Origin of the sequence: Lysinibacillus sp. LZ02, from assembly GCF_050613145.1 — a bacterium.
GTDB lineage: Bacteria > Bacillota > Bacilli > Bacillales_A > Planococcaceae > Lysinibacillus_B.
Window position 1 is genome coordinate 1,492,740 of the sequence record NZ_CP192507.1, and the last position, 15,501, is coordinate 1,508,240.

Consider the following 15,501-nt stretch of genomic DNA (forward strand, 5'->3'; position numbering starts at 1 on the left):
GAAATACCAGTTTTTTTAGGAACTTCTTGAGGTTGTATTCGTACTAATTATAGAGAGGGAAAAGGAGATGAGATTGTGAATAAGAAAATTGCGCTATTGTTTAGCTTGCTTATGTTTTTCATCATAAGCTTTCCGTACAGTGAAGCATTTGCTAGTGCACAGCTAGATGTACAAGCAGAAATTGGCATAAACAATAAAATTAAACAAGAGCGGGCAACCCCGCTCACAGTCACGATTACAAATAACGGAGATAGCTTTTCTGGTGACTTTGTAATTGATGCAGAAGTGAGCTATAGTTTGGGGTCTGCACTCGTTTTTCCATTAGACATCGGTAGCGGGGAAAGTAAAACATTCCAAATTTATTTAGATGGCTATTCGGATAACTTAATGTATACAATGCCGAGGGAAGATTATTTCCACTTCTATGAGGGTGGCATTGAAAAAGGCAAGAAAGTGGACTACTCCGGTGATCATTATGTGACACCGAGAATGTTGGACTATGATTCACAACTGCTATTTGTTGTGACAAATAATGAGGACCGCCTTGGTGGCGTGAAAAGGCTTAATCAGTTTACGGCTATGAATACGGAAATCATCTTTATTAATAATCCGAGTAATGCGTATTTAGCTGAAGATCCACGTGCACTTCAAATGGTCGATTATATTTTATTTGATGAGATAGCGATAAGCGACCTAAGCGATAAGCAACAGCAAGCGTTATATAGCTGGGTGCAACAAGGTGGTACGGTATTAGTTGGCGCAAATGATTTTGGCGCGGGCGCAGCAGGCGTATTTGAAGATAGCTTACCGCTTGTTTTAGGCAATAAGACAGCAACTATAACAGCAGATGAATTGGCTAGCATCACAAATAACGGTGTGTTTACAGCAGATATAGAAGTAAATAGTGCTACATTAAAGGATGATACCGCGAATCACCTCCTGGTAAATGGTAAAATGTTGATGGCCGAAACACAGATTGGTAAAGGTCGTATTATGCAAACGACATTTTCTTTAGGAGATGAACCGCTTTCGGGTATGGCAGGTTATGGTAAAATGTTGGCGGAAATATTAGCGTTAACAAATTACAATCATCAATTTAACGGATATCAAAGTGCTGCTGGCTATGGAGCGAACTGGATGCACTTAAATGAATTATTCCCATCATTTAAATTTACTTCTGGTTGGGTTATTGCGATTATTATTATTTATATTATAGTTATTGGTCCTGTTCTTTACTTTATATTAAAGCGTTTTGATAAGCGTGAAAAAATGTGGGTGTATGTCCCAATTGCAGCGATTGTAACATCGCTATTGTTCTTCGTATTCGGTGCAAAAGATCGACTATTAAACCCTCAAATACAGCAAATGGCCCTTTACGAAGTCCAAGAAGATGGCACGTTAATCGGCTCTTATACAAATGCCCTTTTATCTAACAAAGGCGGTGATTTTGTATTTGAAACCGATGCACAAACGACAGCGGTCGCTTATGGTGCTCACAGTAATCTAACATCTAGTGAACTACACAAAAAATCATACATTCAACAAACAGCTAATGGACAACGATTAACGTTAAATAATATGGATTATTGGTCTGTTCAATCAATTGTGGGGAAAACAACGATTAGCGAAGCAGGAAAGCTCGATGTAAAACTGACATTATCGAACGGTATTTTATCTGGTACAGTCACGAATAACTTACCCGTGGACTTAAAGCAAGTGAAAGTATTAAGTGGGGTAAAAGAATATGAACTTGGTGATATTAAAGCGAATGAAACGATTGACGTGAAGCAAGATATCAAATCCCAAACATTGTCAGCACCGATTCATAACTACTCTTATCAACACAATTTTTCTTCAGAGGAAGAATTATTTAATACAAAATTAAACAGTATGCAAGGATCTGCAATAGAATCGGTGTTTAATCACAATACACCTGTTATTGTTGGCTGGTCTGATGTATCGCTAGTGCCAGTGCAGCTATCAGGAAATGCTGAAACGACAGCGATGAGCTATTTTGTACAATCCATTTCCCCTGAGGTGATTCTAGAAGGGGATGTGACGTTTACAGTGGATGATATTATAGCAAATATTGAACCGCTCGATATGGCCGGGCACGGATATATTGAAAATAATGATATTTACAATGCGTATATTAGTGATGGTGAGTTCCGAGTAATATATGAATTAATAGCGGATATCGATATGGCAAACATTGCATTAGATTCATTGCAACTTAAATACAAAGACAGCGTGATTTATACAGAAGTTTATAATCATAAAACAGATTCTTATGAACCGCTGGATAGTGCTAAAGTGACATTAACAGAAAATGTAGAAAATTATATGAATGCTGAACGTCAACTTATCTTAAAGGTATCACGCGTCGGTATGGATGATGGAATGCCCGTACAGCTTCCTACGTTTGAACTGAAGGGAGTAGTGAAAAAATGATTGAAATTAAAGGGCTAACAAAGAAATATGGACAGTTTACTGCACTCGATCATTTAGATTTGGTCATTCCAGAAGGCGTTGTTTTCGGCTTTGTTGGAGCAAACGGGGCAGGGAAATCAACAACGTTTTCGATTCTTTCTACACTTTTAGCACCGACGAGTGGTACGGCACATGTAAATGGGATCAATGTCGTGGAAAATCCAGTCGAAGTGCGGAGACAGCTCGGTTATATGCCAGACTTTTTCGGTGTTTATGACCAATTAAAGGCTGAAGAATATTTAGATTTTTATGGTGCAAGCTATGGGCTTTCTGCAAAAGAGCGAGAAAAGCTAATTCCAGAGCTATTGGAACTTGTCAATTTAACGGATAAACGGTACGAGTATGTTGATTTATTGTCCCGGGGGATGAAACAGCGACTTTGTTTAGCGAGAACGCTTATTCATGACCCGAAAGTATTGATATTAGATGAGCCGGCATCTGGGTTAGACCCACGAGCTCGCAGTGAAATGCGCGATATTTTAAAGCATTTAAAAACGCTCGGCAAAACGATTTTAATTTCGTCGCATATTTTACCTGAACTGGCGGAGATGTGTGATGAGCTCGGTGTGCTTGATAAAGGCCGTTTAATTGCGCAGGGAAATGTAGCAGCGATTCAAGCGCAGTTAACAGGGGATAAAGAAATGACCATTAAAGTGATGGGCGATGTAGCATTTGCAGTTCGACATTTCGAAGAGGACCCGAATATTAGTGCGATTGAAGCAAATGCGGAAGAAGGCATCATTACGTTTTTATACCGAGGCTCAAAAGAAGAACAGGTGGAAATGTTGAAAAAGGCGCTGTTATCGGATATTTCCATTTACAGTGCAAATGAAGTCGAAAAAGATTTAGAGGATATTTTTATGGCGATTACGAAGGAGGCGCAAAACAATGATGCAAAAACTGTATAATCCTGTATTAATGAAGGAATTGAAATTGCGCTTTCGTTTCTTTAAAAGTATTACGGGCCTCATGTTTTATTTATTGGCGCTATGTATCGTAGTCATTGGCTTTTTCATGATTGTGACACAATTTTCAGGCACGGGTTATTTTAGACCGTCTGAAAGTCTTTACTTATTCATGATGATTTCTGTGTTACAAATGGGGCTCGTAATGTTTATCACGCCTGGTTTAACGGCTGGTGCAATTAGTACAGAGCGTGAAAAGCAGACATTGAATATGTTACTCATGACAACACAAAGCTCGTGGCAAATTATTTTTGGGAAATTAACATCTTCTATTGCCTTTTTAGGGTTATTGTTAATGGCGGGTTTACCGATTTACAGTATCGTCTTTTTATTCGGTGGTGTTTCACCGACACAGCTATTAACGATTTTCTTCTTTTATTTTGTCACAATGGTGGCAATCGGAAGTATCGGTATCTTTTTCTCGACGGTCATTAAGCGTACGATTACGTCAATGATTGCCACATATGGAGCGATGATTTTTTTAGGCGGCTTTACAGCATTTTTCTTCTTTATCGGTATTATCATCGACCAATCGTCGATGGCAACAATGGGCCCGGGTCAAACTTACACACCGTTCTCACCGATTACGTATTTTTGGGCGAGTATTAATCCTGGCGCGCTCATGTTAACGATTTTATCGAGTGATATGCAAGAAGGTCTTTATTCAACTGTCGGTGTTCGACTCCCTATTTGGATTCCGTATTTGATTTTCTATCTAGGTGTAACGGTGACAATGCTTGTGCTTTCAGTGAAAAAACTTCGCGTCAATATGAAACGAGGGTAAGGAGGAGCTAGCATGGATGAAAAGAAAAGGCTATGGCAAGCTGTATTTGCTGCACGCCGTAGTCTACTCCTTGAGAAATTGATACTTGGTGCTCAAAAAGGACTGCTTTACGCGGTCCTTTCGGCTACTATCGTGTATATCGTTTCACGCCTATTTGTTTTACCGTACTATAGCCGTGTGGCGATAGGTGCGGGGATACTCGCGTTTTTATGGCAACTGATGCGTGTTATGACAAATCGTCTGACGAAGAAAGATGCATTGATTTTATTTGACACCTACTTTGCCCATAATGAGCTACTAACTGCTTTAACAGCAAAGGAAGAAAATGGGCTCGTTCAAACTTTAATGAAGCAAGCGTTTAGGCAAAAAGATCAAGCGTTGCAGGCGTTTAAAAAGCGACCAAAAAAATTGTTTCAATCGAAAGTACTTGCGACGACATTTGGTCTGTTCGTTTTACTGCTCGGCTTAATTGCATTACCCGCTAATACACAGCAAGAAGCGAAAGTAGTAGAAGCGGATCGGGCGATTACGAAAAAAATTGATCAAGAGATGGAAGAACAGTTAAAGAAAGAGTTGTCAGAGAAGACGAAGAAGGAACTGGAAGAACTAAAGAAAGCGTTGCAGGAAGCTGAAACGAGCGAGCAGGCGCTAAAAGAGCTTGTCAAAAAGCAAAAAGAATTGATGAAGCAAGAACAACAACTTGCTGAACAACAGCAAAATAACGAATTGTCAGCAGGCGAGCTACAGCAGTTAAATGAGCTTGCTTCTTTAAACAAAGAACTAGCTTCCGCGGCAGGTGAGGCGCAAAGCTCACTAAGTAAGCTTGGAAAGCCAATTGATTTAAACTTGCAAAAAACGATTGCGAATATGAATCAATCGTCTTCATTAAGCCAAAGTACTGGTCAACCAGGAACGACAAGCTCAAACGGACAGCAAAATACGAACAATAACAGCTCACAAAGTAATGGAAGTGGGCAAAGTGGAGGTTCAGGTCAAGGTACAAATCAAGGCCAATCGTCCGCGAATAACGGCAACAGCTCAGGGCAATCTGGCGGCAGTGGTCAAGGTCAAGGCTCTGGTAGCGGTGCTGGTTCCGGTTCCGGCAGTGGTTCGGGAAGTGGTAGTGGCAAGGGTGGTTTAATGGGCGGTACAGGTTCTGGCGGTCGTGACTTATTAGCTGTTCCTCATCGCATTGGTGGATCAAGCGATATGACAGTGGATTCTGGCAAAATAAGTGAAGGCGATACGATTGAAGAAAAAGGTTACGTTCCTGCGACAAGAGGTGACGTGCGCCCATATGAAGAGGTAGTTGGCACATACAAAGATAGCTATATGCAATCTACTGAACGCTTACAACTACCGAGTGATTTACAGCAAATGGTTCAACATTATTTTACATCAATAGAAACAGACTAGGGGGATGAGCATGGCTTTTAATGAACAACAATACGAACAAATGAGTAAACATTTACTAGCAGTAAGAGAGGAAATCGGCAAGTTTATCGTCGGGCAAGAAGAAGCAGTCGAGTTTACACTCTATGGGATTTTAGCAGACGGTCATGTGCTTTTAGAAGGGTTGCCTGGACTTGGGAAAACGATGCTCGTTCGTACGATTGCTAACGTACTGGAGCTGAGCTTTTCACGGATTCAATTTACACCCGATTTAATGCCCGCAGATATTACAGGAACGAGCATGATTGAACGTTTAGAAAATGGCAAGCAGCAGTTTACATTTCAAAAGGGGCCTGTTTTCAGTCAAATTGTGCTAGCCGATGAAATTAACCGGGCAACACCGAAAACGCAAAGTGCATTACTTGAAGCGATGGGCGAAAAAACCGTAACGGTACTTGGCGATACGAAGCCAATGGAACGACCATTTTTTGTGTTAGCTACACAAAACCCTATTGAAATGGAAGGGACGTACCCACTGCCAGAAGCGCAGCTTGACCGTTTCTTATGTAAAGTATTGCTTCCATATCCTTCTAAGCAACATTTGTTAACGATTATGGAACGGACGACAGGTGCTGTAGCGGCGGAGCTGTCAAAAGTAATGGATACAGAACAGTTACTACAGGCACAGCAGATGGCAAAAGAAGTCATGATTGCACAGGATATTCTTGCTTATGCGGTGGATATTGTGACAGCGACGAACCCATTTGATGCGAGTGCCCTTGATGAAGTCAAGCAATTTGTGCAATATGGTAGCGGTCCGCGCGGGGTACAAAGTGTCATTAAACTAGCAAAGGCACGTGCGCTGATGAATGGACGTTTCCATGTGTCGATAGCAGATATTAAAGCGGTAGCCAAACCGGCCCTTCGTCACCGTATTTTACTCAATTATGAAGGAGAGGCAGCCGAAAAAATAACGGATGATATAGTGGAAATCATTTTAACAAAAGTACAGCAAGGAGCATCCGTATGACGAAGGAGCTACTGTTACAAAGTGAGTGGCAGAAAAGAATTGGGTCATCGAAGCTCGCAACTAAATCTAAGCTTCGTGGTCAACATAAAGGCTCACATCGCTCCAGTCGCTTTGGCTCATCGATGGATTTTAGTGACTTCCGTGAATACCATCCGGGTGATGATGTACGTCAAGTGGATTGGAATGTATATGCTCGTACAGAAAAGTATTTTATTAAACGTTTTTTAGACGAGCAAGAAATGAGAGTACATATTTTACTCGATGCATCGAAATCGATGGTTCATCCAGAAAAATGGCTGCTTGCAAGGCAGTTAGCGCTCGCACTTGGTCAGCTCGTGTTGCAAAATGATGACCGGCTTTCTTTTTCTGTTATTTCAGCACAACAGGTCATACCGTTTCGTAAAAAAGGGGCAACGTATAAACAAGCGTTTGCGCATACAATCGCTAGTTTGCAACCACCATCCTTAAAGGATTCGTTTGTACAGCATGCTATGAAACAGCTGGCAAAAGGGCAAACGGTGCTCATACTGATTACAGATGGACTTGAGCCGATTGCTGAGTGGGAGGCCCTTATTAAACGATTACCACGCTATGCTGGCGATATTCGGATCATTCAAATAGCCACACAGGAAGAAATGAAACCGAACTTTACTGGGGATGTGGAGCTTTATGATGTTGAAACAGATGAGAAATTAAATATCTCCATGTCCAATCAAATGATCCAGCAGTATATCAATAAAAAAACAGAGCACGAAAAAAAATTCCAGCTTCTTTGCGCTAAATATGGTGTAGCAACAATTCAACTCGTTGCGGAAGAAGGGTTTTCAAGCGCTTTTTTTCACCGCCTAAAAAAAGAGAATTGGATTATGTGAGGTGACGATGAATGGGCTTTATGAATTTCGCTTTTATCGGGATGATTATTTTTCCAATCATCGTCCTGCTGTATTATTTTTTCCGAAAGAAATATACGAAACAAACCGTTTCCTCAACACTTTTTTGGGAAGAAATTATGCAGGAAACAAAAGCTTCGCCGTATTTAAAAAAGCTACAAAAAAACATCCTGTTATTTTTACAACTTGCGGCGCTCCTTTTGCTTGTTTTCGCATTGATGAAGCCTTACTTACCTAGTACGAAAATAGCGGGTGAGCAAGTCATTTTTGTAGTGGATACTTCTGCTACAATGCTTGCTGGGAAAGAGGCAACAACATTCGAACAGCATAAAGACAAGATGAAGCAATTATTAAAAGAGATGGATGGGAAAAGTATAACGCTCGTGACGACAGGACGCCAGCCGACCGTTGTGCTACGTGAAGAAACAAATACTGCTGAAGTTGAAAAGGCAGTAGATGCGCTAGAAGTCACATATGAGCAGGAACATCTGGAGAAAGCGATTGAAGTTGTACAAGCATTTATTGGTCAACGGACGACGGCCATCTATGTTTTTACGGATTCCTTAGAAAAGCAACAATTACCAGTTGAAAGTGCTTTTGTAGAATGGCATGTATACGGACAAACCGAGGAGCTAAATAATGTAGCGATTACGAAGTTTGCAGCAACTGCTCAAGGGGAAAAGACGACAGCACTTGTGCAGCTAACAAATGAAACCGATCAAATACAAAACATCACGATTGATTTATACAGTAAGGATCAGCGCCTTGTTTCAGAGCAGCTCACACTGGAGCAACATGATACAATAAGCCATTTATTCGATCAATTACCTTTGACGCAGACGATTACAGCGAAAATTGAAGTCAATGATGATTATGCATTAGATAATGAATGGGTTACAACCATCCAGCAGGAGACAATCGAGGTCATGCTCGATCCATCGACACACGCCCTTGTTCAAAAAGGCTTTGCTGCTGTTTATGATCACGTCACATTTTTTGATGAAGCTACATTGAAGCAAGCAAATGAGCAGTCTTTACTCATTTCAAATGATGTTGCTTTATTAGACGGACAAAGCCCGGTTATATTAATTGGTCGTAACGATGAAAGCAGTAAAGAGATAAATGCATTTGCTAGTCAGTCATCCCATGCGTTATTTAGTTTTAGTCCATTGCAAGATGTGTATGTACAATCGATTTATCCGCCCTTTGAACAGTTTGACACGATTGCAACGGTCAATGAAGAGCCGTTTATTCAGTTGTCACCAAAAGGGGATATTATTCTATTAGCAGATTTACAGGCGACAGACTGGCCGCTACATCCTTCATTCCCGTTATTTTTATGGAGTACAGTTCAGCAAATTTCAGCGGCAGGTGACAGTATGGGGACGTTTACACCGAAACAATCCGCGTCTGTTGCGTTACGTGAAACAGAATGGTCGATTTATAACGAAGAAGGGGAGTACATGTCATCGTTTACGAGTGGCAAACAATTTATCGCCCCGGAAAAGCCTGGTTTATACGAACTATCGTCTGAGGGTGAATCAAGACTATTTTCAACCGTGCTTGCCGCAAGTGAACGTCATATTCAGTCTGGTAAAAATTTTACACTTGGGCAATTAACAAACGAAAATGAGGAAGTGGAAACGTCTACTTCTTTCGTCCCTTATATCGTATTGATAATTTTGCTGCTTATTTTAGCAGAATGGGAGGTGCAACGTAGACGTGGATTTACGAATTGATATTCCATTCGCCCTTTTATTATTTATTCCTGTCGTTCTGTATTTTGGATTTGTATTGAAACGGCATAAAGCGGAGTGGAAAAAGCTCCATTACATCGTGTATGTATTGCGTATAGCAACGGTTAGCTGCTTAATTTTTGCTTTAGCGAATCCGTATATTTTATTGCCAATTGATAAAGAGCAAGTGTTATTCTTAATGGATCGTTCCGCTTCTGCAAGTGCAGAAGAAGATACAGCAACACAGTTTATACAAGAGGCTTTAACGAGTAAAGAAGATAAGCATGAAGTAGGTATTTATTCATTTGCCAGTGCGGTGCAAACAGAATCGCTACTATCCGATGAGGTAGAAGCAGTGCCGCAATTATCAGCTATGTCAGCTGTCAGCGATACAAATATTGAGGAAGCACTAAAAATGGTGACGAGTATTGCGGATCAGCAAAAAGCGACCCGTATCGTGTTGTTAACAGATGGGAATGAAACAGAGGGAGAGGCGTTGCTAGAAGTAAATAAATTAAAAAATAGCAATGTGTCAATCGATGTTGTCCCGCTTGCTAAAAGTGTAAATGAGGATATTATTTTAGAAAGCTTTGAAACACCTCAAATTGCTTATGAGGGAGAACAACAACAGCTTGTCACAAATATTTATGCGGAAAACGAAAAGCAGGCCGAGCTTATCTTATATGAAAATGATGAAAAAATAGTACAGCAATCGGTCACATTGCAGGCGGGTCATAACCGTTTTACATTTAATCATATGAGCAGTGCAACAGGTTTAGTAAAGTATGAAGCCCTTGTGCAAACGGCGAATGATGCTTTTTTAGAAAATAACAAGTTAACGAGCGTGACGACTGTACAAGCAGCACCGCGTTTATTAATTGTACAAGATGATGAGGCGACCTCTAAAATTCCAGCGATTATTGGAAACAGTACGATTGATTATGCCGTGACGAGTGCATCTACGTTACCGTCGTCATTATCCAGTTATTTGGCCTATAATGCGATTATTTTTGATAATGTATCGGCTCATACAGTAGGCGAAGCAAAAATGGAAGTCATTGAACAAGCCGTGAAGCATTTTGGGGTTGGTTTTATGATGGTTGGTGGTGACCAAGCGTTCGGTTTAGGAGGCTATTTCAAAACACCGATTGAGGCGCTGTTACCCGTTGAAATGGACGTGCAAGGGAAGCACGAAATGCCGTCGCTAGGGCTTGTCCTCGTCATTGACCGCTCAGGTAGTATGATGGGGAATAAGCTTGAGCTTGCAAAAGAGGCTGCGGCACGTTCCATTGAACTACTACGTGATGATGATACACTTGGTGTGATTGCCTTTGATGATCGACCATGGCCGATTATCGAAACGGCGAAGCTAGCCGATAAAGAGGAAGCAACAGATGCAGTGTTATCGATTCCAGCTGGTGGAGGAACGGAAATTTATAGCTCGCTTGCATTAGCCTATGAGGGGCTACAAGATTTAAAGCTACAACGGAAACATATTATTTTACTAACAGATGGGTATTCATCTACAAATATGTCATATGACGATTTAATTGCTGCTGGGTTAGAGAAAAATGTCACACTGTCAACAGTTGCGATTGGGCAAGATGCTGATCGAAATTTGCTCGAGTCTTTAAGTGATATGGGGAGCGGGCGTTTTTATGATGTAGTAGATGAAACAACGATTCCGTCCATATTATCAAGGGAAACGTCTATGATGACACGAACGTATATTGAAGACAATCCGTTTTACCCGACTGTGTACAAGGCAGATAAATGGAATCATTTATTTGCAGATGGTGTGGCACAAATGAATGCCTATATCGGTACAACTGCTAAACCGCTTGCTACTGTTGTTGCAGAGAGTGAAAAAGAAGATCCTGTTTTAGCCACATGGCAATACGGGTTAGGGACAACGATTGCCTTTACTTCTGATGCAGCTGGTGCGTGGGCTGGCGGATGGGCAACTTGGGTGAAATGGCGTGAATTTTGGCAAACAGCAATTGCTGAGCTTTTACCAAGCTATCACGATGTAGCGTATTCTGTCTCGTCCGATGGCAATGGTCAATTCACCATTACCGATGTGTCAAATGAAGCAGCATTTTTATCGGTGACAGCGATCAATGAAGCAGGAGAAGAGTTGCCAATTGAAACCGATGTATTATCCGCTAGTAAAATGAAAGTGTTTGCCGATGGTGAGCCCGGCCTCGTATTCTTTAGTATCGTCAATAAAGACGGAGAAATGGTCAAAGTTGGAGTACAAATGCCCTATAGTGATGAGTATAAGCAAAGTACAACGAATACAGCACTATTAGAAACGATAGCGAATAGTAGTGGGGGTCAAGTCATTGAAAAGGCTAGTGATGTATTCCGACCGTTTCAACAGAAAGGGACAGAAAGCCGCTCGATTACAACATGGCTTCTAGTCATTGCCTTGTTACTATTCTTTATGGATATTACGCTCCGACGATTTGGCTTCTCCTTTAAAAAGAAACAAGTCGTGGCTCCCAATATAATAGAAGAAACTCCAACGAATGTCAGTGAGTTATTAAAACAACTAAAACGAAAATAATGATAAACGGGAGGGGTTATTCCCTCTCGTTTTTATGAGGGGAAGAGGATCGAGGCAGTGAAAAGAACTTTCCACACAATTTTATACACCAGGTAGATTATTTTATACACCAGGTAGATTATTTTATATAAAAGGTTTACAATTTTTGTATGAGGTGATAAACATGTTAAAAAATTTCAATATACATAAACCGATTATTCAAGCACCGATGGCAGGTGTCACAACTCCTGCGTTTGTTGCGGCTTGTTGTGAAGCAGGTGCACTCGGCTTTATCGGAGCGGGTCATTTAAATGGAGAGGAAACACGTGCGTTTATTCAAGAAGTAAAGAAATTAACGAATAAACCATTCGGCATTAATTTATTTGTGCAGGAAGAGCCTAAGATTGATATTCATGTATTACAAGAAGCACGCATGGCGTTACAACCCATTTACGATGAACTAGGTATTACAGATACACCGAAAGTCATTTCGAATGAAGTATTTGAAGGGCAAATTCAAGCCATTTTAGATGAAGAAGTGCCGATTGTGTCATTTACGTTTGGATTACCAACAAAAGAGGTCGTTCATCGGCTAAAAGACAAGGGGATTTTTGTAATCGGTACAGCTACTACGAAAGAAGAGGCAGTAGCGGTTAAAGAAGCCGGCTTTGATGCGGTTGTTTTACAAGGAGGCGAAGCAGGTGGGCATCGTGGTTCTTTCCAAGAGCCTATGCAACTTATACCGATTCGTGAGTTAGTGAAGCAAGTTGTAGGAAACGTAACGATCCCAGTGATTGCTACAGGCGGGATTATGACGCGAGAACATGTGGCTGAAATGTTATCGCTAGGCGTAGAGGCTGTACAAATCGGTACAGCACTCATTACGGCAGATGAATGTAGTGTGAACGAATATCATAAAGAGGCCATTCTACATTCAAAAGAAGTGGGTACATGTATGACGGTTGCATTTACGGGAAAACCTGCGCGTGGTCTTACTAATAAATTTACGGAGCAATTAAAAGACAAAACCGTTGCACCGTATCCGTTACAGCACCATTTAACGACGAAAATTCGCCAAGTTAGCGCGAAAACAGGACGCCCGGAATACTTATCCCTTTGGATGGGTGAAAACAGCTATATGGCGAGACGTGCCTCTGTTAAAGTCATCATCGACTCACTATGGGATTAATCATGTGAACAGTGAAAGCATAGGGAAAGGTTTCATGTAAACTTGAACTATGCTTTTTATTTGTTTGTAGTAGCAATTCAATATTTTAGTTGAAAAGCAAGGAGTGATTGTGTGCGTGCGCAATTAGAAAAATTAGCTGAACCTACGTATAAAGCATTTACAGAAAAATTAGTTGAGACGAAGTATGAGATTTTAGGAGTACGTATTCCGACCCTCAGGCAGCTTGCAAAGGACATTGTACGAACAGACTGGCAGGCATTTATTGAACAGCCGAAAACAACTTTTGAAGAAATGATGCTCGAAGGGTTTGTCATTGCATCCGTAAATATTCCCGTAGAGGAACGCTTCGTTTTCATTGAAGCGTTTATTAAAAAAATTGATAATTGGTCGCTCTGTGATAGTTTTTGTTCGAGCTTAAAAATAACGAAAAAGTATCCGCAAGAGATGTGGAACTTTTTAATGACTCTTCGACATGAGTCGCATCCATTTGTGCTGCGATTTATCATTGTCATGATGCTCATGTATTATTTATCGGATGAATGGATTGCGCGTGTTTTTCAGGAGTTACAGTTAATTCAGCACGATGATTATTATGTAAAAATGGCTATTGCATGGGCCATTTCCATTGCTTTTATAAAGCAAGAGGAAAAAACGCGTCATTTTTTACAAACAGCTGTACTGGATGATTTTACATTTCATAAGGCATTGCAAAAAATTAGGGAGTCTAGAAAAGTGAGCGGCGATGTGAAAGAAGAACTCAAACAATGGAAGCGAGTGAAGTAAGTGTGGCATTTAACCTTACAAAAGAAAAAAGAAAGTGAGCCAGCTCATTTATTACCTATTAGGGAAACAGATGATGAGTGGGAGATTGATTTACAGACAGCTCGGGAGGAAGGTGTGGATTTAGCTGCTGAGCTTCAAGCGCATTTAGATGAAATACGTGAGCCATTATTACAAGTGTTGCCGGAAAAATTTCATCCGTATATACATAACGATACGTTAAATACACCAAATTTACCGAAAGCTGTGCGTGAGGAGTATTTAACTTGGCAAGTAGCTTTAGAGCAAACATTTAGAGATGTGTTAGATCATGCATATACAATGAAGCAACAGGCGATTCCGTATTTGCCACAAAGCGCACAACATGTTTTTCGTGACTCTTTGCATGACGCTGTTATCGTCAATATAGAGCGGATAGGGAATGACGTAGCTATTATGTTAAATACAGATGGCGGGTTTACGCCAAAGTCGATTGTTATATTGAAATTCGTCAATGTACTCTCTGAAACAGGAGATGTTGAAACAGGTAGCTACTATATTTACGACGAGCTTCAAAAGACAGCGCGCGGTTTTGCGTTACGTGTTATTTGGGAGTGTCCAGAAGTAGAGTGGACGATTGCATGTGAAACAATTGAAGCCGCATTTTATTTTCGGCCAGTAGCTTATTTTGAGCAGCAAGAAGCTGATTTTGAAACGTTTGTCGATCAACTGGCACCACATATGCAATATTTCTTTATTACCGATACGGTGATTCCATGGGATCGGGGGAAACTGGAAGTGAGTGCGGATGGTGTGTACGTGCGAGGGATTAAAGTAGCCCAATCGTTAGAAGCTTGTAAATCGCTTCTTTATTGTGATACATACGAGGATCCGTATGCCATTTTTAGTGTCCCTGTACCGGTTGGTGAGTTAGAGCAGGCAGCGCTCAGTAATGATTTAGAATGGCAAGTACGAGCGTTCAATACATTGTATGACAATCCTATGCCACACCGCGAAATCATCAATCATATTTTACAAAACATTCACATACAAGAAAATAATGAAATGATGATTTATGCGGCAGCCACACATTTTAAGGCACTGGCGTTATTAGATGAAAAGACAACAGAAAAGTTTAAAGCGTGGTGGGATTAAATTGGAAGCATCTATTGTCTTTTTTTGTTTAGCGATTACATTACATAATCTCGAGGAAGCGATTTGGCTACCGAAATGGTCTCAACAGGTGTCGAAGTTTCAAAAGCCAGTTACGACAAGTGAATTTCATTTTGCGGTTATTGTCATCACGGCGCTAGCTTATTTATCGGCATTTATTTATATGAATTTCCCGGATTTTCAACTAGGGAAATGGTTATTTATTGGCTTTTTAAGTTCGATGGTGTTAAATGCTATTTTTCCACATCTTCTTGCAACGATTGCAACGAAAACATATGCACCTGGACTTATCACAGGGCTATTATTAAATATTCCGATTAATTCTTTCATTCTTTATCAAATGTTTCAACAAGGTGTCATGACGTGGAGAGAATTGATAGTATCAACGGTTGTCGTAGGTCCCTGTTTAATTGCACTCATTCCATTGCTATTTTGGGGTGGGCGTCAGTTATCGCCTTTTTCACATCATGCATAAAAGTTATCGAACGAAACTAGTACGATTCAAGGCAGTGCATCTTTTTGCTCTGTCTTTTTTAGCTTTCACC

12 protein-coding genes are annotated in these 15,501 nt (G+C 40.6%); all 12 read left to right on the forward strand.

Annotation, left to right across the window (positions count from 1 at the left end):
- Nucleotides 1-75: 75 nt before the first annotated feature.
- The 12 genes from ACQQ2I_RS07080 to ACQQ2I_RS07135 all read left to right on the forward strand — a co-directional run bounded on the left by ACQQ2I_RS07080 (nucleotide 76) and on the right by ACQQ2I_RS07135 (nucleotide 15,431).
- Nucleotides 76-2,451: a hypothetical protein gene (locus ACQQ2I_RS07080; RefSeq protein WP_431029851.1), complete on the forward strand. Its 2,376-nt coding sequence runs from the start codon at nucleotides 76-78 to the stop codon at nucleotides 2,449-2,451.
- On the forward strand, nucleotides 2,448-3,398 hold the full coding sequence (locus ACQQ2I_RS07085) for an ABC transporter ATP-binding protein (RefSeq protein ID WP_431029852.1): 951 nt from the start codon (nucleotides 2,448-2,450) through the stop codon (nucleotides 3,396-3,398). The genes ACQQ2I_RS07080 and ACQQ2I_RS07085 overlap by 4 nt, the downstream gene beginning before the upstream one ends.
- Complete coding sequence (locus ACQQ2I_RS07090; protein WP_431029853.1) at nucleotides 3,379-4,239, forward strand: ABC transporter permease; 861 nt, start codon at nucleotides 3,379-3,381, stop codon at nucleotides 4,237-4,239. Before ACQQ2I_RS07085 ends, ACQQ2I_RS07090 begins: the two co-directional genes overlap by 20 nt.
- 12 nt (nucleotides 4,240-4,251) lie before the next feature.
- Nucleotides 4,252-5,655, forward strand: coding sequence for a hypothetical protein (locus ACQQ2I_RS07095; RefSeq protein WP_431029854.1), 1,404 nt, complete (start codon nucleotides 4,252-4,254; stop codon nucleotides 5,653-5,655).
- Between the two features lie 10 nt (nucleotides 5,656-5,665).
- Nucleotides 5,666-6,661 carry an AAA family ATPase gene (locus ACQQ2I_RS07100; protein ID WP_431029855.1) on the forward strand — a complete coding sequence of 332 codons (996 nt, stop codon included), beginning with the start codon at nucleotides 5,666-5,668 and terminating at the stop codon, nucleotides 6,659-6,661.
- Nucleotides 6,658-7,533: a DUF58 domain-containing protein gene (locus ACQQ2I_RS07105; protein ID WP_431029856.1), complete on the forward strand. Its 876-nt coding sequence runs from the start codon at nucleotides 6,658-6,660 to the stop codon at nucleotides 7,531-7,533. The genes ACQQ2I_RS07100 and ACQQ2I_RS07105 overlap by 4 nt, the downstream gene beginning before the upstream one ends.
- Before the next feature lie 11 nt (nucleotides 7,534-7,544).
- A complete protein-coding gene (locus ACQQ2I_RS07110; protein WP_431029857.1) occupies nucleotides 7,545-9,290 on the forward strand; it encodes a vWA domain-containing protein in 1,746 nt (581 codons plus the stop codon).
- Nucleotides 9,274-11,856 (forward strand): VWA domain-containing protein, encoded by a 2,583-nt coding sequence (locus ACQQ2I_RS07115; RefSeq protein ID WP_431029858.1) that lies wholly within the window; start codon nucleotides 9,274-9,276, stop codon nucleotides 11,854-11,856. The genes ACQQ2I_RS07110 and ACQQ2I_RS07115 overlap by 17 nt, the downstream gene beginning before the upstream one ends.
- Nucleotides 11,857-12,019: 163 nt before the next feature.
- Nucleotides 12,020-13,024, forward strand: a complete 1,005-nt coding sequence (locus ACQQ2I_RS07120) for an NAD(P)H-dependent flavin oxidoreductase (protein WP_431029859.1) — start codon at nucleotides 12,020-12,022, stop codon at nucleotides 13,022-13,024.
- A gap of 111 nt (nucleotides 13,025-13,135) precedes the next feature.
- Nucleotides 13,136-13,807 carry a DNA alkylation repair protein gene (locus tag ACQQ2I_RS07125; protein WP_431029860.1) on the forward strand — a complete coding sequence of 224 codons (672 nt, stop codon included), beginning with the start codon at nucleotides 13,136-13,138 and terminating at the stop codon, nucleotides 13,805-13,807.
- Nucleotides 13,808-14,938, forward strand: a complete 1,131-nt coding sequence (locus ACQQ2I_RS07130; protein WP_431029861.1) for a DUF4085 family protein — start codon at nucleotides 13,808-13,810, stop codon at nucleotides 14,936-14,938. It begins immediately after the preceding gene.
- Nucleotides 14,898-15,431 carry an HXXEE domain-containing protein gene (locus ACQQ2I_RS07135; RefSeq protein ID WP_431029862.1) on the forward strand — a complete coding sequence of 178 codons (534 nt, stop codon included), beginning with the start codon at nucleotides 14,898-14,900 and terminating at the stop codon, nucleotides 15,429-15,431. Before ACQQ2I_RS07130 ends, ACQQ2I_RS07135 begins: the two co-directional genes overlap by 41 nt.
- The last annotated feature ends 70 nt before the right edge of the window (nucleotides 15,432-15,501 follow it).

Excerpts from the sequence above, each read along its gene's own strand:
- ACQQ2I_RS07085 (WP_431029852.1), top strand. The coding sequence starts at position 2,448 with ATGATTGAAATTAAAGGGCTAACAAAGAAATATGGACAGTTTACTGCA.
- ACQQ2I_RS07090 (WP_431029853.1), top strand. The coding sequence starts at position 3,379 with ATGATGCAAAAACTGTATAATCCTGTATTAATGAAGGAATTGAAATTG.
- ACQQ2I_RS07095 (WP_431029854.1), top strand. The coding sequence starts at position 4,252 with ATGGATGAAAAGAAAAGGCTATGGCAAGCTGTATTTGCTGCACGCCGT.
- ACQQ2I_RS07100 (WP_431029855.1), top strand. The coding sequence starts at position 5,666 with ATGGCTTTTAATGAACAACAATACGAACAAATGAGTAAACATTTACTA.
- ACQQ2I_RS07105 (WP_431029856.1), top strand. The coding sequence starts at position 6,658 with ATGACGAAGGAGCTACTGTTACAAAGTGAGTGGCAGAAAAGAATTGGG.
- ACQQ2I_RS07110 (WP_431029857.1), top strand. The coding sequence starts at position 7,545 with ATGGGCTTTATGAATTTCGCTTTTATCGGGATGATTATTTTTCCAATC.
- ACQQ2I_RS07120 (WP_431029859.1), top strand. The coding sequence starts at position 12,020 with ATGTTAAAAAATTTCAATATACATAAACCGATTATTCAAGCACCGATG.
- ACQQ2I_RS07135 (WP_431029862.1), top strand. The coding sequence starts at position 14,898 with ATGAAAAGACAACAGAAAAGTTTAAAGCGTGGTGGGATTAAATTGGAA.